Origin of the sequence: Williamsia sp., assembly GCF_036566845.1 — a bacterium.
In the GTDB taxonomy this organism is placed as follows: domain Bacteria; phylum Actinomycetota; class Actinomycetes; order Mycobacteriales; family Mycobacteriaceae; genus Williamsia.
The window spans coordinates 15,302-35,427 of the sequence record NZ_DATCVM010000115.1; the positions used below are offsets into that span (position 1 = coordinate 15,302).

The following is a 20,126-nucleotide window of genomic DNA, read 5'->3' on the forward strand; positions in this document are numbered from 1 at the left end:
ACTGATGAATACGAGGGCGGCGAGGGAGAACTTCCCTCGCCGCCTTTCTATATGACAGCTTTCAGGGCTTCATGGCCCGCTCAGCCGATCAGGACTGCATAACCCGGCTTGATGACGTCGTCGATGATGGCCAAACGCTCATCGAAGTGGATGAACGCCGATTTCATGGCGTTGACGGTGAAGCGTTCCAGATCGGACCACCCGTATCCGAACTGGTCGACCAGCACCTTGCACTCGCGGCTCATCGTGGTGTCGCTCATCAGCCGGTTGTCCGTGTTGACCGTCACCCGGAATCGCAGTCGGGCAAGCACATTGAACGGATGCTCGGCAAGGCTCGCCACGGCTCCGGTCTGCACGTTGGAACTCGGGCACAATTCGAGCGGGATCCGCTTGTCGCGGACGTAGTTTGCGATGTCCCCCAACTCTGCGCCGTCGAAGGCAGCGGCGGCCAGGTCGGCGCCAACGGGCAGTGTGATGTCGTCGATGACCCGAACACCGTGGCCGAGCCGATCGGCACCACAGAAGCTGATGGCCTCGTGGATCGACGGCAGCCCGAACGCCTCACCGGCGTGAATCGTGAACGGTGCGTTCGACGCCCGCATGTACTCGAAGGCATCGAGATGCCGACTCGGTGGGTAGCCCGCCTCTGCGCCGGCGATGTCGAAGCCGGCAACACCCTGATTCCGGTATCGGACGGCCAGCTCCGCGATCTCCCGTGACCGCGCTGCATGGCGCATCGCGGTGACCAGGGTGCGCACCTGGATCCGGCGGCCGCGCGCCGCAGCCTCGGCCGTTCCTTCGGTGAAACCTCGCAGTACCGCCTCGACGACCTCATCGAGCGTCAGCCCGGCCTCGAGATGCTGCTCGGGCGCGAACCGCACCTCGGCGTAGACAACTCCGTCGTCGGCGAGATCATCGGCACATTCCCGAGCCACCCGCTCGAGAGCCGGCGCGGTCTGCATCACGGCGACGGTGTGATCGAACGTCTCGAGGTATCGGACCAATGAGCCGCTGTCGGCGGCCTGCCGGAACCACGCAGCGAGATCGGCGTCGTTGTCGGCGGGCAGGGATTTGTATCCGACTTCGTGGGCGAGCTCGAGCACCGTTCCCGGACGCAGGCCACCATCGAGGTGATCGTGCAGCAGCACCTTGGGAGCGAGTGCGATGGACGTCAGATCCAGCGGCGAGGATGTCATGGGTCGACGGTAACCCGATCGATCACCCGGGACCCGGATTGCGGCGCTGCCGAACCGATCACAGCGGCGTCGGCCAGTGCGTGGGCTCCCGCCGCGAATCGCTCCGACGTCTGGGTGTACATCGTGAACAGCGGGTCACCGGCACCCACTGTGTCCCCGGCCCGAACGTGCCAGCGCACACCGGCTTCGGCTTGCACGGCCTCGCCCTGCCGTTCCCTGCCCGCGCCCAGACGCCAGGCCGCGACCCCGACCGCCATCGCGTCGATCGACTCGACGATGCCCGATGCGCCGGCTGTGATGACCTCGTGGTGACGCGCTTGCGGCAGCGGAGCCCTCGGATCACCGCCCTGTCCGGCGATCATCGCCTCCCAGACGTCCATCGCCTTTCCGTTGTGAAGATTCTCGGACGGATCGACGCCCGTGATCCCACCAGCGGCCAACATCTCGCGGGCCAGTGCGACGGTCAGCTCGACGACGTCGGCGGGACCACCCCCGGCGAGGACCTCCAGCGACTCGGCCACCTCGATGGCGTTACCTGCCGTCAGCCCGAGAGGTTCGGCCATCGACGTCAGCAATGCCGAGGTCCGCACGCCCGCGTCGTTGCCTATCTCGACCATGATCTGGGCGAGTTCGCGCGCATCGCTCTCCGACTTCATGAACGCCCCGGAACCGACCTTCACATCGAGCACCAGCGCACTGGTGCCCTCCGCGATCTTCTTGCTCATGATGGAACTGGCGATGAGCGGTATCGATTCGACGGTGCCGGTGACGTCTCGCAACGCGTAGAGCTTCTTGTCGGCAGGCGCCAGTGACGAGCCGGCCGCACAGATCACCGCTCCGGCCGATTCGAGCATTTCAGTGATTGCGGAGTTCGTGAGGTCGCACCGCCAACCCGGAATGGCCTCCAGTTTGTCGAGTGTGCCACCAGTGTGACCCAGGCCACGTCCCGACAGTTGCGGCACCGCAATGCCATACGACGCGACCAGCGGCGCCAGCGGCAGCGTGATCTTGTCCCCCACACCACCGGTGGAGTGTTTGTCGACTGTCACCAACGGCTCACCGCGACGATGCAGATGAGTGAAGTCCATCCGCTCACCCGTATCGATCATCGCCTCGGTCCAGCGCGCGATCTCGCGACGGTCCATGCCGCGCAACAGGATCGCCATCGCGAGCGCCGACATCTGCTCATCGTGAACCAGACCGGCGGTGTAGGCGTGCACCACCCAATCGATCTGCCCGTCGGTCAGCGCCTGGCCGTCGCGCTTGGTCCGGATGACCGAGACCGCGTCGAAGACTTCAGCCATGGACGTCCCCAGACACCCGACCGGCCGCCAGGTCCGACGGACCGAAATGGTCCGGGAGCAACTCGCCCAAGGGCTTCGGGCCGCCGCGATGATCGATCAACATCTCCGGACCGCCGTGTTCGAGTAGCACCTGCCGGCAGCGCCCGCAGGGCATGAGGATTTCCCCGCGACTGTCGGTACAACTCAGAGCGACCAGGCGCCCACCACCGGTGACGTGGAGGTTGCCGGCAAGTGTGCACTCGGCACACAGCCCCAATCCATATGAGACATTTTCCACATTGCAACCCGTCACAAAACGACCATCGTCGACTAGGGCGGCTGCCCCCACCGGATAGGCGGAATAGGGGGCATATGCCCCCTCCATGGCCTCAAACGCTTTGTGCTGCAATAATTTCCAGTCAATTTCTGACACCACAGAGTGATCCTCTCGCTATTGACGCCGACAGAAGCGGACATCACCTACACGCAAAAACCTTGGTAAGGCAAACCTAATTCGAGATGTGTTGCAGCTCATATCCACTCGGGCAGGATTCTTTCTCACATCAGCTTAGGTTTATGGTTTGTGACGTGGGTCCACGATCGAGCAGCCGGAACCGCGCTCGACGCGTCCATCAACGATGTTGGAGGCCAATTTCTCGATGAGCATTCCTACCGAGACCGCGCCCGAACCGGTGCGCAAGCGCTCGTTGTACCGGGGCGACCCAGGCATGTGGTCCTGGGTGCTGCACCGGATCACCGGCGTATCAATTTTCTTCTTCCTCTTTGTACACGTACTCGACACGGCAGTGATCCGGATTGACCCGGACAAGTACTCCGAGATCATCGAGACGTACAAGAACCCGATCATCGGCCTGATGGAGATCGGCCTCGTTGCCTGCGTGCTCTACCACGCACTCAACGGTGTCCGGATCATCCTGGTCGACTTCTGGTCAAAGGGTCCGAAGTTCCAGCGACAGATGCTCTGGACGATCTTGACCTTGTTCGTGATCATCTTCGGCGCAGCGGCCATCCGCCTGCTGCAGCTGCTCGTGGAACACATTTAGGAAGGCGCCGCAGATGACCGCATCACAAGCACCTCGGATCGCCAAGACCTTCGGCACCGACCACGATCGTCCGGCCAGCCTCGACAACCCGCGCTCACCACGCCGGCCCAAGGGCGGCAACTTCGAGAAGAACGCATGGCTCTTCATGCGCTTCTCCGGAATTGCTCTGATCATCCTGACCATCGGTCACATGTTCATCATGCTGGCGTGGGACGACGGCGTTCACCGCATCGACGCCTCCTTCGTCGCGGCACGGTGGAAAGAGCCGTTCTGGCAGGTCTGGGACCTCTCCATGCTGTGGCTGGCACAGCTTCACGGCGGCAACGGTGTGCGCACCGTGATCGCCGACTACTCCCGCAAGGATTCGACCCGCTTCTGGCTGAACGTGCTGCTGGGCCTGTCGATGATCCTGGTGCTGCTCACCGGCACCTATGCCCTGCTTACCTTCGACGTGAACAGCGTCTAGACCCGGCCCGAATCGGAGCAATAAACACATGCAGGAACATCGTTACGACGTAGTCATCATCGGTGCCGGCGGCGCCGGGATGCGCGCGGCAATCGAGGCCGGGCCGCGCGCCCGCACCGCAGTGCTGACGAAGCTCTACCCGACCCGCAGCCACACCGGCGCAGCACAGGGTGGAATGTGCGCCGCACTGGCCAACGTCGAAGAAGACAACTGGGAATGGCACACCTTCGACACCGTCAAGGGCGGAGACTACCTCGCCGACCAGGACGCGGTCGAAATCATGGCCAAAGAGGCCATCGACGCCGTGCTCGATCTGGAGAAGATGGGGCTGCCGTTCAACCGCACCCCTGAGGGCAAGATCGATCAGCGCCGCTTCGGTGGACACACCCGAGACCACGGCAAGAGCCCGGTCCGGCGCGCCTGCTACGCCGCCGACCGCACCGGCCACATGATCCTGCAGACGCTCTACCAGAACTGCGTCAAGCACGACGTCGAGTTCTTCAACGAGTACTACGCACTCGACATCTGCCTCACCGAGAACGAGCAGGGTGAGCAGGTGGCCACCGGTGTGGTCGCCTACGAACTCGCCACCGGTGAGATCCACGTCTTCCACGCCAAATCGATCGTCTTCGCCACCGGCGGTAGCGGCCGGATGTACAAGACCACATCCAACGCCCACACCCTCACCGGCGACGGCATGGGCATCGTGTTCCGCAAGGGCCTACCGCTCGAGGACATGGAGTTCCACCAGTTCCACCCGACGGGCCTGGCCGGACTCGGCATCCTGATCTCCGAAGCCGTCCGCGGCGAGGGCGGAATCCTCCGCAACGCCGACGGTGAACGTTTCATGGAGCGCTACGCACCGACCATCAAGGACCTCGCTCCCCGCGACATCGTCGCCCGCTCGATGGTTCTCGAGGTCCTCGAAGGCCGCGGCGCCGGACCGAACAAGGACTACGTCTACATCGACGTGACCCACCTCGGTGAAGAAGTCCTCAACGAGAAGCTCCCCGACATCACCGAGTTCGCCCGGACCTACCTCGGCGTCGACCCGGTCACCGAGTACGTGCCCGTGTTCCCCACGTGTCACTACGTCATGGGCGGCATCCCCACCAAGATCAACGGTGAGGTGCTCCGCAACAACGACGAGGTCGTCCACGGGCTGTATGCCGCCGGCGAATGCGCCTGCGTCTCGGTGCACGGCGCCAACCGTCTCGGCACCAACTCGCTCCTCGACATCAACGTGTTCGGCCGTCGCGCCGGCATCGCTGCCGCCGAGTACGCGCTGTCCAACGACTTCACCGAACTGCCCGAGGCACCGACCGCCATGGTCGACGAGTGGCTCGAGACGATCCTGTCCGAGCACGGACACGAGCGCGTCGCCGACATCCGCACCGAACTGCAGGCCACGATGGATGCCAACGCGTCGGTGTTCCGCACCGACGAGACCCTGACGAAGGTGCTGGGCGACATCCGCGGGTTCAAGGAGCGGTACAACAGCATCCGCGTGCACGACAAGGGCAAGCGCTTCAACAGCGACCTGCTCGAGGCCATCGAGCTGGGCTTCCTGCTCGAAATGGCAGAGGTCACCGTGGTGGGCGCACTCAATCGCAAGGAATCCCGCGGCGGCCACGCCCGGGAGGACTTCCCGGATCGCGACGATGCGAACTACATGCAGCACACGATGGCCTACAAGAAGGGCGAGGGTCTGCTCGCCCCGATCGAGTTGGACTACAAGCCAGTGGTCCAGACCCGCTACGAGCCGATGGAGCGGAAGTACTGATGACTGCCACCACTGATATCGCCCCCCGCCACGACGATCCGCCGTTGCCTCCGGTTCCTGACGAGGCAACGATGATCACCCTCAAGATCAGCCGGTTCAATCCGGAGGATCCTGACGCCCAGGGCTTCGAGAGCTTCCGTGTCCCGGCTCTGCCGACCGACCGGCTGCTCAACCTGCTGCTGTACGTGAAGGGCTACCTCGACGGCACCCTGACGTTCCGTCGGTCGTGCGCCCACGGCGTCTGCGGCAGCGATGCCATGCGCATCAACGGCGTCAACCGGCTTGCCTGCAAGCTGCTGATGAAGGACCTGCTCCCGAAGGACAAGTCCAAAGAGATCACCATCACCATCGAACCCATCAAGGGTCTGCCGGTCGAGAAGGATCTCGTTGTCGACATGGAGCCGTTCTTCGACGCGTACCGCGCCGTGAAGCCGTTCCTGATGACCAGTGGAAACGAGCCGACCCGCGAGCGCATCCAGAGCCAGTCCGACCGCGCCCGCTTCGACGACACCACCAAGTGCATCCTGTGTGCGTGCTGCACCACGAGTTGCCCGGTGTACTGGAACGAAGGCAGCTACTTCGGCCCGGCCGCGATCGTCAACGCCCACCGGTTCATCTTCGACAGCCGTGACGAAGGTGCTGCCGAGCGTCTCGACATCCTCAACGACGTCGACGGTGTGTGGCGCTGCCGCACCACCTTCAACTGCACCGACGCCTGCCCTCGTGGCATCCAGGTGACCCAGGCGATCCAGGAAGTCAAACGCGCGTTGATGTTTGCGCGTTGATTTCTGCCCGCTGATCACCTGGACTCGTCCAACATATGGCCGCCACCCTTCACCGGTGGCGGCCATATCTGTATCGCGGGAACTCCCGCCATTGTCAGCCCCCTCAGTAGGGGCCGAGGGCAGATTTCCCTCGGCACCCACTCACGGGGCGGACAATGGCCAGGTTCTTCTCAGTAGTGGTAAGTGTCCGACGGTGCCGGCATGTGGTCCGGATCGTCGAACTCCTGAACGAACTCGATGCCGTACGCACGGGCCAGGTCCAGGATCTTGGTACCGCGGGCAATGCGGGGCAGATCGGAGCCGTTGCGGATCTCTCCACCGTCACGCTCGTACTCGGCGAAGAACTCGAGCGCCCAGGCGATCTCCTCGTGCGACGGCGACAGTCCCTCGTTGACCGCGGCGCACTGATCGGGTGTCAGGCAGATCTTTCCGGTCATCCCGAACTCCGCACTCACCGCGGTGGCCTCGCTGAGCTTGAGCGCCGACGAACCGACCGTGGGTCCGTCGATCGCGCTGGGCAGATGTGCGGCCTTGGCCGCGATCGTGAACCGAGACCGGGCATAGGCCAGTGTCGCCGGCTGATCACCGAACCCGGTGTCGCGACGGAAGTCCCCGATACCGAAGGCGAGCCGGAAAGTTCCCTTGGCCGAGGCGATCTCGCTGATCCGTTCGAGACCGCGTGCGGTCTCGACCAATGCCACGATCGGCACACCTGGCAGTCGCTTCGCCGTTTCGGTGACGTGATCCACCGACTCGACCATCGCCAGCATCACGCCACCGACCTTGACCTCACTCAATGCGGCGAGATCCTCGGCCCACCACTGGGTTCCGAATCCGTTGACCCGCACCCAGTCACGATTGCCCGCGGCGAGCCATCGGATGACGTTGTCGCGCGCGGCATCCTTGTCCTTCGGGGCCACCGCGTCCTCGATGTCCAGAACAACGATGTCGGCACGCGAATCGGCAGCCGGCCCGAATCGCACACTCTGCAACCCGTGGACCAGGAGCCAACTGCGGGCCAGCACCGGATCGATGCGCGATCCGATGTCGTCGGGGTCGGTGGCCGGAGTTGGGCTCTGGGAGTCATTCACAGCTGCCCATGATCCTCCATCGTCACTGGTGACACCAAAGCACCTCCCTAATCGGACTGGAGTACTGCTTTGGCAAACCCGTTAGGAGAACGAAACAGCGTCGGCCGCAATCGCCGGGATCAGCGAGGCTGTCAAAACGCTTCCATTCGGCGAGTCGTTGATCTGTTGCCATCTCTGGGCCGGACTCTGGAATCTTGGGTGCCGACCCGCACATACTCGTAGGACTCTCATCGGCAACGATGGCAGAAGCCTTCTTCGCCAACTCGCCGCCGAGCGGCCGGGTGCGGGCATCCCGACGGCGAGATACTTGGCTCGCGTGGTCGCCCGAGATCACCCCGTGCCCATCGATGAAACGGGGTAGGTCCCCGAACGCCGCTTCCACCCCGTCTTCGAACATGTTTGCTATCGTGCCACGCGGCTACGCCACTCCCCGGTCGTCAACTCCATCCCGGGGATGGATTCGAGGTCTGTGGACGCAACCACACCGTGGTCCATATCCGGTCGATTTGCCCTGCGATCTCGCCTGTAGTCGACCATCCACCTCACGTCAGCATTCCTCCGGTGGAACTCCATCGGCTTGCACCGACCTGCGACGACCACACCCTCGATTCGCCACCGATTCCGACTGCCAATCGGTAGGCAAACAACTGATTCAGTCGAAATGTTACCGGCCTGGAAACAATTCCGTCGTTACTCAGCGCCAACACCACGAAAATCGTACGGTGGGCATGTTCGAATCCCTCACTGTCGGGAGACACCCATGGCCATAACGGAAACACCTGGTCCGATCGTTCCAGACAAGGGCTTGCGCGCCGGGTCGCTCGGCCTCTTCGGGAACGTCGTCATCGGACTCTCGGCGGTCGCACCCGCCTACAGTCTCGCGGCCACACTCGGATTCGTCGTCGCGGCCGTGCACGAGAAGGCGCCGGCGATGTTCGTCCTGGCCTTCATACCCATGCTGCTCATCGCCTTCGCCTATCGGGAACTCGGCGACGACACCCCCGACTGTGGCACCACGTTCACCTGGGGCACCAAGGCTTTCGGTCCGTGGATCGGCTGGATCGGCGGCTGGGGCCTGGCCGTGTCGGCGATCATCGTCCTCGCCAACGTGGCCGAGATCGCCGGTGTCTATCTGCTGAAGTTCCTGAACCTCGACTCGTGGGCGGAGAATCTCTGGATCAAAGTCCTTCTCGGGTGCGCCCTGATCGTGCTGATGACGTGGGTCAGCATCCGCGGCATCCTGATCAGCGAGCGAATGCAAAACGTACTCATCATCATCCAGTTCGGCGTCCTGATCATTGCCAGCGTCATCGCACTGGTCAAGGTCGGATTCGACAAGGCCGGCCCGCAGGCCATCAACCCGAGCCTGTCGTGGCTGTGGCCCAGCGGGCTGACCTCCTCATCCATCGCCGAAGCGGTGATCCTCTGCATCTTCATCTACTGGGGCTGGGACGCGTGTCTGGCCATCGGCGAGGAGACCAAGGACTCCGCCAAGACACCCGGGCGGGCCGCGGTCATCACCACGATCATCCTCGTTTGCACCTACGTCCTGGTTGCCTACGCGATCCAGTCGTTCGCCGGATTCGGTGAGGAGGGAATCGGGCTGAACAATCCCGACAACGCCGACGACGTTCTCACGATCCTCGGCGATCCCGTGGCCGGGTCCGTGATGGCATCGCTGCTGTTGCTGACGGTCTCGATCTCTGCCCTGTCCTCGACTCAGTCGACCATCCTTCCCACCGCCCGCGGAACACTGTCGATGGCCGTGTACGGCGCCATTCCCAAGCGCTTCGCCCGCGTCCACCCCCGATACATGACACCGGCTTTCGGCACGGCCGTCATGGGCGCCTCGGCGCTGATGTTCTATCTGGTGCTCTCCCTCGTCAGCGAAGACACACTGGGAGACTCCATCTCGTCCCTCGGGCTCGCCGTCGCCTTCTACTACGGGATCACCGCGTACGCCTGTGTCTGGTACTTCCGTCGCACGTTGACACAGTCGGTCCGTAATCTCTTCTTCCGCGGGATCTTCCCGTTGATCGGCGCGCTGGCAATGACCTGGGCATTCATCCAGAGCGCGATCGACATGTACGCCACCGACTACGGATCCACCTCGATCGGCGGCGTCGGCGGCGTGTTCATCATGGGTGTGGGCATGCTGGTCCTCGGCATCCCGTTGATGTTGCTGTGCTTCGCTTTCGGACCCAAGGACTTCTGGAAAGGGAAGACCCTCAACGCCAACACCGAAGTGAAGGTGCCCGATGTCTACTGAGACACTGCCGGACCGGACACCATGCAGCACAACGTCATCCACGGAAGCGTCATCCACGGAAGCGAGCATCGACTCATGAGACTCACAGTGGGATACCTCTACACCGACACCGGGGACGACGGCGTCAACCTGGCGATCGCGATCGCTGCGACGACCGGCGCCGCGATCGATCTGGTCTGCGTGGTCCGCACCATCGAACCCGACGGCACCCCGGGCCGCGCCGGATTCCAGCAAGCCCTGGTCAACAAGGCCCAGAAATGGCTCGAAGAGGGCGCCGAAGACATCCCCGACGACATCGAGGTCGTCCTGCACACCCCGGTCGCCGAGTCGTTTCCGCAGGCGCTCATCGACTTTGCGGTGCAGTCGGAGGCCACCATGATCGTGGTCGGCGGAACCAGCGACGGCATTCTCGGCAAGCACACACTCGGGAGCATCTCCTCGGCGCTCACCCATGCCTCGCCGGTGCCGGTGGCTCTGGCTCCCCGCGGCTACAAGCGTTCCGAGCCGCCGGTCATCCCCACACTGACAGTGGCCATCCCGACCACCGAGTCAAAGGACAGCCCACTCCCCTTCGCCCTGGATATGGCACAGAAGGCAGGCCTGAACCTGCGGCTGCTGTCGCTGGTCTCACACGATGACGTCCCCGGTGCCGACGACGAGTCGAAAGCGGTCCGGCAACGGCACATCGCCGCGGCAACCGAGAACCTCGAACTCGCGAAGAAGAGCTGCGGGGGTGCCGTCGAGATCGAATCCCTTGTCGCCGAGGGAAATACCGTCGAGGAAGCGCTCGAGCAATTGACCTGGTCCCGCGGCGATGTCGTCGTCATCGGATCAGGGCACCTGGCACCTCCCCGCCGTGCGTTCCTGGGGTCGATGTCGGCGCGCATCCTCAAGAATACCGAGGCACCCATCGTTGTCGTCCCCAAGGGCTACACGCCCTGAGCACCCGGTTTTGGTGGGTTCTGGCGACTGCGACCTGCGCGAATGCTCACCACAACCCACCAAGATCGGGTGTCAGGAGTCGAATCCGAGGCCGACCGCGTCCATCGCCTTGAGCCACAGTCCGCGACGGCCTCGATTCCGGTCGGCGCGGGCGAACTCCCGACGGGTCATGGTGATCCCGAACCAGCGCAGCGGCTCCGGCGGAAACGGGATCGGTTTGGACCGCACCATCTTCAGCCGGGTGCGTTCGGTGTCCAGCCCGTCAACGAGATCGAGTGCGGTCGCGGCCCCGAAATGTGCTGCCCCCACCCCGAGTCCGGTGAATCCCAGCACCGAGACGACCTTGCCACCCATGCTGACGTCCCAGAAGTTGTTGAACCGCGAACATGTGTCGATGACGCCACCCCACGTGTGGGTGGCCTTGATGCCCTCGAGTTGTGGGAACACCTGCAGCAGATGCTCGGCGAGCAGACCGAACTCGCCGGGCTGCTGGGCCCGACGCGGATCGGTGTCACCGCCGTAGTAGTAGATCGCATCCCAGCCACCGAACAGGATCCGGTTGTCGGCGGTGAGCCGGAAGTAGTGGAACCGATTTCCGGAGTCCGCCAGACCCTGACGTCCGGACCAGCCGATGTCCGACATCTGTTTGTCGGTCAAGGGTTCGGTCATGATGGCGTAGTCCCACACCGGCACCATCAGGTATCCGAGCTTGCGGCGCAACGGCTTCGACGCCGACGTGGCCAGCACCACCCGCGCCGCGTCCACCGTCCCGTAACCCGTCCCGACTTCCACCCGATCCCCTGCCGAGGTCAACGACGTCACCTGACTGTGCTCGAACACACGGACCCCGAGACGTTCCGCCGCCGCGGCCAGCCCCCAGGCCAGCTTCGCCGGGTCGATCATCATCACGTCCGGGTCATACATCGCGCCGTGTGCCAGAGGACTGCGCACATGCTTGGCCAGTTCGTCGCGGTCGAGAAAGCGCAGCGGCTGATCGAGTTGTCGCCCTTGATCCACAACCTCTTCGAGCCCGGGAACCTGCCAGTCGAAGCTCGCCAGGTTGAGCTCACCGGTGCGATCGGCATCTGCGTCGATCCCGAGCCGGGTGATCGCGTCGGCGATCGCATCGAGGGTCTCGACACCCATCCGCAACAGGTCCGCCAGTTCGTCGGCGTAACGCTCCATGCCGTTGGTCAGCCCGTGCGTCAGACTCGCCGAACAGAATCCACCGTTGCGACCAGATGCCCCCTCTGCGATCCGATCGCCTTCGAGGAGGACAACCGACCGCCCGGGGTTCGCCTCGGCGGCCTGGACCGCCGTCCACAGACCGGTGAAACCCCCACCGACAACAACGAGGTCGGCACTGTGCCGCCCCGCCAGGCGGGCCCGTGCGGCGGGGCGCTCTGGCCGGTCCAGCCAGAACGGCGCCGGGGTCGCTCCGGCAACCATCGCGGTGCCACGCGCGGTGGGCTCGAGCGCCCAGGCCGTCTCCGATCCCGAGGTGTTCATTGCGGCAGCGTGAAAATCGTTCGGTGCCATGGTTTGTGCGGTACTCCTGTGATGTCACTCATCACGTGTTTGATGGTGAGGTATTCGTCGAGCGAGTAGGCGGACATGTCTTTGCCGAAGCCCGATGCACCCACGCCGCCGTGGGGCATCTCGCTGATGATTGGGATGTGGTCGTTGATCCACACACATCCGGCACGGACCTCCCGGGAAGCCCGTTGCGCCCGATACACATCCCGCGTCCACGCCGATGCGGCCAGACCATAGACGGTGTCGTTGGCCATGCGCAGCGCGTCGTCGTCGTCGTCGAATGCACTGACGGTCAGGACCGGTCCGAAGATCTCGTCCCGATAGACCTCGGCGTCTTCGGGTACATCGGCGAGAACAGTAGGTGCGTAGAAGGCACCTCGTCCCTCGGGCGCCCGGCCACCGGTGACCAACCGGATGCCGGAACCGAGTGCGCGATCGACCATGGCGGCCACCTTGTCCCGGTGGTGAATCGAGATCAGCGGTCCCATGTCGGTCGCCGGGTCGGTGGGGTCACCCACCGACATCTTCGACATGAGTTCGCCGACGCCGGCAACGAAGTCGTCATAGAGCGGGCGGGCGACGATGGCCCTCGTCGCTGCGGTGCAGTCCTGGCCGGAGTTGATCAGTGAGCCCGCCACGGCGCCATGGATCGCGGCCTCGAGGTCGGCATCATCGAAGACCACAAACGGCGCTTTGCCACCGAGTTCGAGCTGAACTCTGGTGCCGCGCGCGGCGGCCTGCGACATCACCTGGCGGCCGACACCAGTGGAGCCGGTGAACGTGACCAGGTCGACCCCGGTGTGACCCGCGATCGCGGCACCGACCTCGACCCCGGTTCCGGTGAGCACGTTGAAGACGCCGTCGGGAACACCGGCATCGGTGGCGAGCCGCGCCAGGGTGAGTGTGGTCAACGGGGTCAGCTCGGCGGGCTTGAGGACCACCGTGCACCCGGCGGCCAGCGCCGGGATCACCTTCCACACCGCCATCTGGAGCGGGTAGTTCCATGGCGTGATCGAACCGACCACGCCGACCGCTTCACGGCGAATCGACGACGTGTGGTCGCCCGAGTACTCGGCGCTCGCCTTGCCTTCGAGGTTGCGGGCCAGCCCGGCGAAGAACTCGGTGTTGTCGATCGAGCCCGGAACGTCGAACTCGGTGGCCAGTCGGATCGGCTTTCCGGTCTGGCGTACCTCTTCTGCGGCGAGTTCATCCGCGACCTCCGACATCGCGGACGCCAGTGACCGCAGCGTGGCACTCCGTTCGGCCGGGGTGGCACTCGCCCACTGCCCCAGCGCATCTCGTGCGACGCCCACGGCCTTGTCCACGTCAGCGGCCGTGGCCAGCGTCGTGGAGGCGACAACAGCGCCGGTTGCGGGATCGATGACATCGTGATCACCACCGGCACCCGGCAACGCGCGTCCATTCACCCATCCGGCGGCAAAATCCTCTGAACCGGTCGTCATATCAGTCCTCGCGGGCGATCGTTTTCGGTTGGGGCTGACACCACCCTAGCCGATCGACTGTGCATTTCGCGATGGATGCCGACACACGACGGAGGTTTTCCTCTGTTTCAGTTGCGGATTATTGCGGATTCCGTAGCATGTGGTGTGCAACGATCGAACCGAACTGCGCATCGAGAAGAATCAGGGCCATGACCGAGCAACCGATAGTCCTGGACAACATCTCCAAGAAGATCATCGAGGAGTTGCAGGCCGATGGCCGCCGCTCGTACGCCTCGGTGGGCAAAGCGGTGGGTTTGTCGGAAGCCGCGGTGCGCAACCGGGTTCAGCGCCTGAGCGAGGCGGGCGTCCTCCAGATCGTGGCGGTGACCGATCCGATGCAGGTGGGCTTTGCCCGGCAGGCGATGATCGGGATCCGTTGCACCGGAGACACCGCAGCTCTGGGCGAGGCCCTCGCCGAGGTCGACGAGATCGACTACGTGGTTCTCACCGCCGGATCCTTCGATGTGGTCATCGAAGTGGTCTGCGAAAACGACGAGCATCTCCTGGAGGTGCTGAACAAGAAAGTGCGATCGCAGCCTGGCGTGACCGGGACAGAAACCCTGGTCTATCTGAAATTGGTCAAACAACAATACAATTGGGGCACCCGATGACCGCAGTCGAGAACAACACCTCCACACTTGGCGCCCGCTCAGCACGCCACCTGTGGGGCCATTTCTCCAGACACGGCGACACGACCACACCACCTGTCATCACCCGCGGCGAAGGCGCCCGCATCTTCGACGACCGCGGCCGCAGCTACCTCGACGGACTGTCGGGACTCTTTGTGGTGCAGGCCGGACACGGCCGCATCGAACTCGCCGAGGCCGCCGCCAAGCAGGCCAAGGAACTCGCGTTCTTCCCTCTCTGGTCCTATGCGACCCCACCGGCCATCGAATTGGCCGAACGCCTCGCACACCATACACCGGGCGACCTCAACCGGGTCTTCTTCACCACCGGCGGTGGCGAAGCCGTGGAAAGCGCATGGAAACTTGCCAAGCAGTACTTCAAGCTGACCGGCAAACCCGGCAAGCACAAGGTCATCTCGCGGTCGATCGCCTATCACGGCACACCGCAGGGCGCGCTGGCGATCACCGGTATCCCGGCGCTGAAAGAGGCGTTCGAACCGCTCACACCGGGCGCGTTCCGAGTACCGAACACCAACATCTACCGCGCCGGCGAGCACGGTGACGACCCCAAGGAATTCGGTATCTGGGCTGCCAACCGCATCGCCGAGGCCATCGAGTTCGAGGGGCCCGACACGGTTGCCGCGGTGTTCCTCGAGCCCGTGCAGAACGCGGGCGGCTGCTTCCCGCCACCGCCCGGTTACTTCCAGCGCGTCCGCGAGATCTGCGACCAGTACGATGTCCTCCTGGTCTCCGATGAGGTGATCTGTGCGTTCGGCCGGATCGGTTCGATGTTCGCCTGCAACGACTTCGACTACATACCCGACATCATCACCTGCGCGAAGGGCATGACCTCGGGCTACTCCCCGATCGGCGCGATGATCGCAACCGACCGGCTCTTCGAGCCCTTCAACGACAACGCCACATCGTTCGCCCACGGCTACACCTTTGGCGGACACCCGGTTTCGGCGGCCGTCGCACTCGCGAACCTCGACATCTTCGAGCGCGAGGGTCTCAATGATCGGGTCAAGACGCTGGCTCCGGACTTCCGGCGGACTCTCGAACGTCTGCACGACCTGCCGATCGTCGGAGACGTGCGGGGCGAGGGCTACTTCTACGGCATCGAATTGGTGAAAGACAAGGCCACAAAGGAAACCTTCACACCCGATGAGGCCGAGCGGGTCCTGCGCGGTTTCCTGTCGACTGCATTGTTCGACGCCGGACTCTACTGCCGCGCCGACGATCGGGGCGACCCGGTGGTGCAACTCGCGCCTCCACTCACCTGCGGGCAGGCCGAGTTCGACGAGATCGAGCAGATCTTGCGCTCGGTGCTGACCGAGGCCTACACCAAGATCTGAGCAGACCGCCGGGGCCGACCGGGTAGCCCGGACCGGGTCAGATCCATCCGTGCCTACGGGCGATGAGCGCCGCCTCGTATCGGTTGGACGCGCCCAGTTTGGCCATCGCCGACGACAGGTAGTTACGGGTGGTACCGGCCGACAGATGCGCACGCCTGGCTATTTCGTCCACCGATGCGCCGTCGATGGCGAATTCGAGGACGTCGGCTTCACGTGCGGTGAGCACCGTGTCGCCGGTGCTGATCGCTTCGGCGGCCAGTTCCGGATCCACGTGGCGGCCACCGTTGTTCACCCTACGGATCACAGTGGCGAGAGTGGCAGCCGACGTCGTCTTGGGCAGAAATCCCCGCACCCCCGCGGTGAGCGCCCGCTTGAGATAGCCGGGCCGCCCGTGACTGGTGACGATCAGGATGCCGGCACCGGGTGTGAGAGCAAGAAGCTCGGTGGCGGTCTCGATGCCGTCGAGGCCGGGCATCTGCAGATCGATCACAGCAACGGCGGGCGGTTCGCCGTCGGCCACCCGTCCGCGCCACAGGCTCACGAGTTCCTCTCCCGAGTCGACATCCGCGACCACGTCGAGGTCGTCTTCGAGATCGAGCATCGCTGCCATCGCGGTGCGGACGAGATTTTCGTCGTCGGCAAGCAGTACCGGAATCACTTTTTCTCCCACTGTATTTCGAGAACGAAGGTCTCGCCGTTCCTGGTGGTGTCGAGCCCGGCACCGACGTACGCGAGTCGTTCCGCCAGGCCACTGAGCCCGGAGTGATCATCCGGATCACCGACGTGGCCAATCGGGGTTCCGTTGTTACGCAGTGACATTCCCGCGGCACCGATCGTCAGCTTCGCCGAGGTGGCCGACGAATGCCGGACGATGTTGGTGGTTCCCTCTCGCACCACCCACGCAGCCACCTCGTGGAATTGCGCGGGCACCGCGGCAGGGTCGCCTTCGATGACCAGCACACAGCCTGCCGCCGCCAGGAGTGAGCGCGCCCCGGCCACCTCACCGTCGAGGTTGATGTCGCGATAGCCGCGCACCAGCTCACGCATCTGGTCCATCGATTCGACTGCGAGCGCCTTCACGTCGTCCATCTCCGCCGCCGCTCTGTCACCGGCCCCGCCACGTGAAAGTGTTGCGGCCAGCTCACTTTTGACCGCTATGGCGGAGAATCCGCGGCCGACCACATCGTGGAGGTCGCGGGAGAAGCGCAGTCGTTCCTCGGCAACCCGCAGCCGAGCCTCGACTCCCTTCGCCCGTTCCAGGTCATCGACGACCTCCAGGCCCCACAGCGTCAGCAGTGTGGTTGCGACGAGGAATCCCCCGATGAGGAACATGACCGCAGCCAACCGCAGACCTGCGGCCGGAGACGCTCCGAGAGCCGCACCGGAGACGATGCTGATGCCGACGACGATCCACCATCTCCGGCGCAGAAACGAGACGATCGACAGCGTCGCGAGCAGGGCGGCAAAGATGCCGGTGACACGCGCGGCCTCGACGACGGATTCGGCGGAGGCCACGTTGGCGATGATCGCGCAGATGCCCCAGATCGACAGCAGAATCGCCGCGCCCGCCGAAAGCGCCCACCGCCGGAACCCGACCGCGGGAGACCCGGACAACGCTGGTTGGGCCTGCACGGCGACGACGGCTGCGGCGCCGCAGACGACGATGCCGGCCGCAGACCACGGCACCTCGGCGGTGGCCGCCGAAACGACCACCACCGCGGCGATGGCCCCTTCAAGGGTGAGCAACGTGTAGAGCCGGAACTTCACCGGCCCCGACAGCTCACGCCACCAGGAAGCCACCCGCATCATCCGCGGTCGTCCCAGCGGAAGGTTGTTGCGACGATTCCGAGCGCCAACACGGTCCACACACCCAGTGTGGCAAGTGGCTGTGCCATCTCGGCGAAGGTACCCGCGAAATCCAGTGCCTCCTCGGATTCACCGGCGGTCGCCGGTGTACCTGCCACGCCGAGGGAGATCAGGTCCGACAGGGCCGCGAACGGTGTCCACGTGACCACATCGCCGAGACGGTCGGGAAGGATGTCGCGGATGGATTCGAGGCCGATCATCGCGATCATCATCACCGGCAGCGAGGTGATCTGCGCCGCTTCGGCATTCTTGGTCACCGCGCTCGTCGCCAGTCCGAGCAGCGCGAACACGATGATCCCGCCGGCCAGGGCAAGGATCAACGCAATCGGGTTGACCGGTGCCGGCGCACCGGCGCCATAGATCACCCCGGAGACGATGACCGCGCCGATCCCGGTGAGAATCGCGCCGGGCACAGCGGGTGCGGCCTGGATCTGCCAGTCCGCGGCCTCGCCTGTTCGGAGGCGCTTCAGCACACCTTCTCCCCTGCGAGTCGTGATCATCGACAGCACCGAGTAGTACTGCACGAACAGAAAGGCCATCAGCGCGAACATCTCGAGACCGGTGGTGGTCACCTCGGCCGTGGCACCGGACTCGTTGCGGGCGATGAAGAACGTGGCGAGCGGAAGGGCCACCGGGAACACGGTTCCCAACGTCACCAGGGTCTTGTTGCGGACGAACTGCCGGTATTCGGCCTTCGCGAGCGCCATGAGAGGGCGTCGGCCGTGGTCGGCGGCAGCGGGGGCGGTGGTGGTGATGGTCATCGGTGTGCTCCGATCATGTCCGGGGTGAACGCCGAGGATTCGGCAGGGTCGTGTGCGATGTCGAGGAACACCGATTCGAGAGATGCGGCGCGGGCCTCGAAACCACCGAGCCGGAGCCGGTTGGCTTCCGCCCAGGCCAACACCTCGGACAGGTGTCCTTGCAGGTCATGGGTGTACGCGGTGACGCGGGCCCCGGCATCGATCCGGGCGCCGGGTAGCGGCGGCAGCGCAAGTCCCGGGTGGTCGAAGATAATTCGCGCCGGATGCTCGTCGACGATGTCCCGGAGCGTGCCACGGCGCGCGATCTGACCTTTGTGCATGATCGCAATCCGGTCGGCCAGTGCCTCCGCCTCGTCGAGGTAGTGAGTGGTGAGCACCATCGTCACCCCCGATGCCTTCAGATCGGCCAGCAATTGCCATGTCGCACGGCGACTTTCCGGATCGAGGCCGGTGGTCGGTTCATCGAGGAACAGCAGCCGTGGCTGCCCCAGGAGAGCGCACGCAAGGTCAACCCTGCGCTTTTCACCGCCGGACAGCGCTCGGACGCGCACGTGCGCTCGGTCAGTGAGATTCACTTGCGTCAGGACCGCTTCAACGGTGGTCGGGTTCGAACACGTCCCGCGCCACATCTCCAACGTCTCGGTGATCGTGAGTTCGGCCGGCAACCCACCGGACTGCAACATGATGCCCACTTGTGGACGGACGACCTTGCGGTCGCGGCGCGGGTCGACGCCGAAGACCTCGACGTCGCCGGAAGACGGTGCAACAAGGCCTTCCAGCATGTCGAAGGTCGACGTCTTACCGGCACCGTTGGTGCCGAGCAGCGCGAAGACCTCTCCCGCAGCGACATCGAGGTCGATGCCCTTGACCGCCTCGAACGCGTCACTGCCCTGGCCATAGACCCGGCGTAATCCGCGGGCGGTGATCACGGCGTTCATCGCTGACCCCACTTCCGGTCCGAGACGGCGACAACACGGATTGTCAATGGATAGTCGTTCGGTGTTGTGTTCATGACTCCACCCTCGCCGAGCCCGGTCCCCACCAGTAGTGCGCGCAATCATCAATCCGGCGTGCACTTCTCACGACCTGCCGATGACAAATGTCATCTCGCTTTCTCGAGCGGCCGATGATCGATACCGATGAGCTCGAACCGAGCACCGAAAATTGCATGTGCCCCGACACAAACTCGATGAATGCACTCGCCACCACTGCGAATGTGCCGCCGGGCGTTCGGAAATGTCGCCGTGACAAAAGCGCGCGCGACCATGATATTCAGCGGCCGACATCTCTCGAAGGCGAAATCAATACCAATTCCCGTCGCCACTCGTGGCACGCAGAGGCACCTCTGATCGCCTTGTCCCACGACGAGGACCTACTCAATCGAAGGTTTGCGGCAAACCCCACAGTGCAGATGTGTCGTTTGTCGACAGAATCCGAGTTCACGGCGTCATTCAGACCAGACGCTTGCCCTCGATATTTCTACAAGGCAGGCACCGACCAGGTAACGCGAAAGAAAATAGAACAGGTTCATGCACGTTTATTTGTTTCTTACGTTTACGATTACCGGGATGACTACGGCACACAGACGATCCATTCGCATA

The 20,126-nt window shown here is 64.1% G+C and carries 18 protein-coding genes; 8 read left to right on the forward strand and 10 right to left on the reverse strand.

All coding sequences use genetic code 11. The annotated features are described in order from the left end of the window. Window positions 1–80: 80 nt before the first annotated feature. The 3 genes from VIQ49_RS10595 to VIQ49_RS10605 are packed head-to-tail and all read right to left on the reverse strand — an operon-like array spanning window position 81 to window position 2,912. On the reverse strand, window positions 81–1,196 hold the full coding sequence (locus VIQ49_RS10595) for an adenosine deaminase (protein ID WP_331884201.1): 1,116 nt from the start codon (window positions 1,194–1,196) through the stop codon (window positions 81–83). Beyond that, window positions 1,193–2,500, reverse strand: coding sequence for a thymidine phosphorylase (locus VIQ49_RS10600; protein WP_331884204.1), 1,308 nt, complete (start codon window positions 2,498–2,500; stop codon window positions 1,193–1,195). The genes VIQ49_RS10595 and VIQ49_RS10600 overlap by 4 nt, the downstream gene beginning before the upstream one ends. Beyond that, window positions 2,493–2,912, reverse strand: a complete 420-nt coding sequence (locus VIQ49_RS10605; RefSeq protein WP_414731619.1) for a cytidine deaminase — start codon at window positions 2,910–2,912, stop codon at window positions 2,493–2,495. Before VIQ49_RS10605 ends, VIQ49_RS10600 begins: the two co-directional genes overlap by 8 nt. Window positions 2,913–3,138: 226 nt before the next feature. On the opposite strand from VIQ49_RS10605, the gene sdhC reads away from it, so the two are divergent. From sdhC to VIQ49_RS10625, 4 genes are read left to right on the forward strand one after another with little or no spacing between them, the layout of a single operon-like run. Further along, window positions 3,139–3,543 (forward strand): succinate dehydrogenase, cytochrome b556 subunit, encoded by a 405-nt coding sequence (gene sdhC, locus VIQ49_RS10610; RefSeq protein WP_331884208.1) that lies wholly within the window; start codon window positions 3,139–3,141, stop codon window positions 3,541–3,543. A 13-nt stretch (window positions 3,544–3,556) separates the two neighbouring features. Next, window positions 3,557–4,009 (forward strand): succinate dehydrogenase hydrophobic membrane anchor subunit, encoded by a 453-nt coding sequence (locus VIQ49_RS10615; RefSeq protein WP_331884211.1) that lies wholly within the window; start codon window positions 3,557–3,559, stop codon window positions 4,007–4,009. Window positions 4,010–4,037: 28 nt separating this feature from the next. Next, on the forward strand, window positions 4,038–5,792 hold the full coding sequence (gene sdhA / locus VIQ49_RS10620; RefSeq protein WP_331884213.1) for a succinate dehydrogenase flavoprotein subunit: 1,755 nt from the start codon (window positions 4,038–4,040) through the stop codon (window positions 5,790–5,792). After that, window positions 5,792–6,577: a succinate dehydrogenase iron-sulfur subunit gene (locus tag VIQ49_RS10625; protein WP_331884215.1), complete on the forward strand. Its 786-nt coding sequence runs from the start codon at window positions 5,792–5,794 to the stop codon at window positions 6,575–6,577. Before sdhA ends, VIQ49_RS10625 begins: the two co-directional genes overlap by 1 nt. Window positions 6,578–6,747: 170 nt before the next feature. Here the strand turns inward: VIQ49_RS10625 and VIQ49_RS10630 are convergent, their stop codons facing one another. Continuing rightward, window positions 6,748–7,668: a CoA ester lyase gene (locus VIQ49_RS10630; protein WP_331884217.1), complete on the reverse strand. Its 921-nt coding sequence runs from the start codon at window positions 7,666–7,668 to the stop codon at window positions 6,748–6,750. A gap of 760 nt (window positions 7,669–8,428) precedes the next feature. Between VIQ49_RS10630 and VIQ49_RS10635 the strand changes: the two genes are divergently transcribed. Together VIQ49_RS10635 and VIQ49_RS10640 are read left to right on the forward strand one after the other, a co-directional pair. Beyond that, window positions 8,429–9,937, forward strand: a complete 1,509-nt coding sequence (locus VIQ49_RS10635; RefSeq protein WP_331884220.1) for an APC family permease — start codon at window positions 8,429–8,431, stop codon at window positions 9,935–9,937. A 75-nt stretch (window positions 9,938–10,012) separates the two neighbouring features. Further along, window positions 10,013–10,879: a universal stress protein gene (locus tag VIQ49_RS10640; RefSeq protein ID WP_331884223.1), complete on the forward strand. Its 867-nt coding sequence runs from the start codon at window positions 10,013–10,015 to the stop codon at window positions 10,877–10,879. Between the two features lie 72 nt (window positions 10,880–10,951). Here VIQ49_RS10640 and VIQ49_RS10645 read toward each other — a convergent pair whose 3' ends face one another. Together VIQ49_RS10645 and VIQ49_RS10650 are read right to left on the reverse strand one after the other, a co-directional pair. Beyond that, complete coding sequence (locus VIQ49_RS10645) at window positions 10,952–12,388, reverse strand: FAD-dependent oxidoreductase (protein ID WP_331884226.1); 1,437 nt, start codon at window positions 12,386–12,388, stop codon at window positions 10,952–10,954. Beyond that, window positions 12,385–13,878 (reverse strand): gamma-aminobutyraldehyde dehydrogenase, encoded by a 1,494-nt coding sequence (locus VIQ49_RS10650; RefSeq protein WP_331884229.1) that lies wholly within the window; start codon window positions 13,876–13,878, stop codon window positions 12,385–12,387. The genes VIQ49_RS10645 and VIQ49_RS10650 overlap by 4 nt, the downstream gene beginning before the upstream one ends. Before the next feature lie 188 nt (window positions 13,879–14,066). On the opposite strand from VIQ49_RS10650, the gene VIQ49_RS10655 reads away from it, so the two are divergent. Both VIQ49_RS10655 and VIQ49_RS10660 read left to right on the forward strand, forming a co-directional pair. After that, window positions 14,067–14,528: an Lrp/AsnC family transcriptional regulator gene (locus VIQ49_RS10655; RefSeq protein ID WP_020108700.1), complete on the forward strand. Its 462-nt coding sequence runs from the start codon at window positions 14,067–14,069 to the stop codon at window positions 14,526–14,528. Further along, complete coding sequence (locus VIQ49_RS10660) at window positions 14,525–15,898, forward strand: aspartate aminotransferase family protein (RefSeq protein ID WP_331884236.1); 1,374 nt, start codon at window positions 14,525–14,527, stop codon at window positions 15,896–15,898. Before VIQ49_RS10655 ends, VIQ49_RS10660 begins: the two co-directional genes overlap by 4 nt. Window positions 15,899–15,935: 37 nt before the next feature. Here VIQ49_RS10660 and VIQ49_RS10665 read toward each other — a convergent pair whose 3' ends face one another. From VIQ49_RS10665 to VIQ49_RS10680, 4 genes are read right to left on the reverse strand one after another with little or no spacing between them, the layout of a single operon-like run. Then, window positions 15,936–16,556, reverse strand: coding sequence for a response regulator transcription factor (locus tag VIQ49_RS10665; RefSeq protein WP_331884239.1), 621 nt, complete (start codon window positions 16,554–16,556; stop codon window positions 15,936–15,938). After that, window positions 16,553–17,704 (reverse strand): sensor histidine kinase, encoded by a 1,152-nt coding sequence (locus VIQ49_RS10670; protein ID WP_331884403.1) that lies wholly within the window; start codon window positions 17,702–17,704, stop codon window positions 16,553–16,555. The genes VIQ49_RS10665 and VIQ49_RS10670 overlap by 4 nt, the downstream gene beginning before the upstream one ends. Continuing rightward, the gene (locus tag VIQ49_RS10675; protein ID WP_331884242.1) at window positions 17,704–18,525 is read right to left on the reverse strand and encodes an ABC transporter permease; all 822 of its coding nucleotides are present in this window, start codon (window positions 18,523–18,525) and stop codon (window positions 17,704–17,706) included. The genes VIQ49_RS10670 and VIQ49_RS10675 overlap by 1 nt, the downstream gene beginning before the upstream one ends. Beyond that, window positions 18,522–19,463 carry an ABC transporter ATP-binding protein gene (locus VIQ49_RS10680; protein WP_331884244.1) on the reverse strand — a complete coding sequence of 314 codons (942 nt, stop codon included), beginning with the start codon at window positions 19,461–19,463 and terminating at the stop codon, window positions 18,522–18,524. Before VIQ49_RS10680 ends, VIQ49_RS10675 begins: the two co-directional genes overlap by 4 nt. Between the last annotated feature and the right edge of the window lie 663 nt (window positions 19,464–20,126).

Coding starts and splice junctions, on each gene's coding strand:
- VIQ49_RS10595 (WP_331884201.1), bottom strand. CDS start 1,196: ATGACATCCTCGCCGCTGGATCTGACGTCCATCGCACTCGCTCCCAAG.
- VIQ49_RS10600 (WP_331884204.1), bottom strand. CDS start 2,500: ATGGCTGAAGTCTTCGACGCGGTCTCGGTCATCCGGACCAAGCGCGAC.
- sdhC (WP_331884208.1), top strand. CDS start 3,139: ATGAGCATTCCTACCGAGACCGCGCCCGAACCGGTGCGCAAGCGCTCG.
- VIQ49_RS10615 (WP_331884211.1), top strand. CDS start 3,557: ATGACCGCATCACAAGCACCTCGGATCGCCAAGACCTTCGGCACCGAC.
- sdhA (WP_331884213.1), top strand. CDS start 4,038: ATGCAGGAACATCGTTACGACGTAGTCATCATCGGTGCCGGCGGCGCC.
- VIQ49_RS10625 (WP_331884215.1), top strand. CDS start 5,792: ATGACTGCCACCACTGATATCGCCCCCCGCCACGACGATCCGCCGTTG.
- VIQ49_RS10635 (WP_331884220.1), top strand. CDS start 8,429: ATGGCCATAACGGAAACACCTGGTCCGATCGTTCCAGACAAGGGCTTG.
- VIQ49_RS10640 (WP_331884223.1), top strand. CDS start 10,013: ATGAGACTCACAGTGGGATACCTCTACACCGACACCGGGGACGACGGC.
- VIQ49_RS10645 (WP_331884226.1), bottom strand. CDS start 12,388: ATGAACACCTCGGGATCGGAGACGGCCTGGGCGCTCGAGCCCACCGCG.
- VIQ49_RS10650 (WP_331884229.1), bottom strand. CDS start 13,878: ATGACGACCGGTTCAGAGGATTTTGCCGCCGGATGGGTGAATGGACGC.
- VIQ49_RS10655 (WP_020108700.1), top strand. CDS start 14,067: ATGACCGAGCAACCGATAGTCCTGGACAACATCTCCAAGAAGATCATC.
- VIQ49_RS10660 (WP_331884236.1), top strand. CDS start 14,525: ATGACCGCAGTCGAGAACAACACCTCCACACTTGGCGCCCGCTCAGCA.
- VIQ49_RS10670 (WP_331884403.1), bottom strand. CDS start 17,704: ATGCGGGTGGCTTCCTGGTGGCGTGAGCTGTCGGGGCCGGTGAAGTTC.
- VIQ49_RS10675 (WP_331884242.1), bottom strand. CDS start 18,525: ATGACCATCACCACCACCGCCCCCGCTGCCGCCGACCACGGCCGACGC.
- VIQ49_RS10680 (WP_331884244.1), bottom strand. CDS start 19,463: ATGAACGCCGTGATCACCGCCCGCGGATTACGCCGGGTCTATGGCCAG.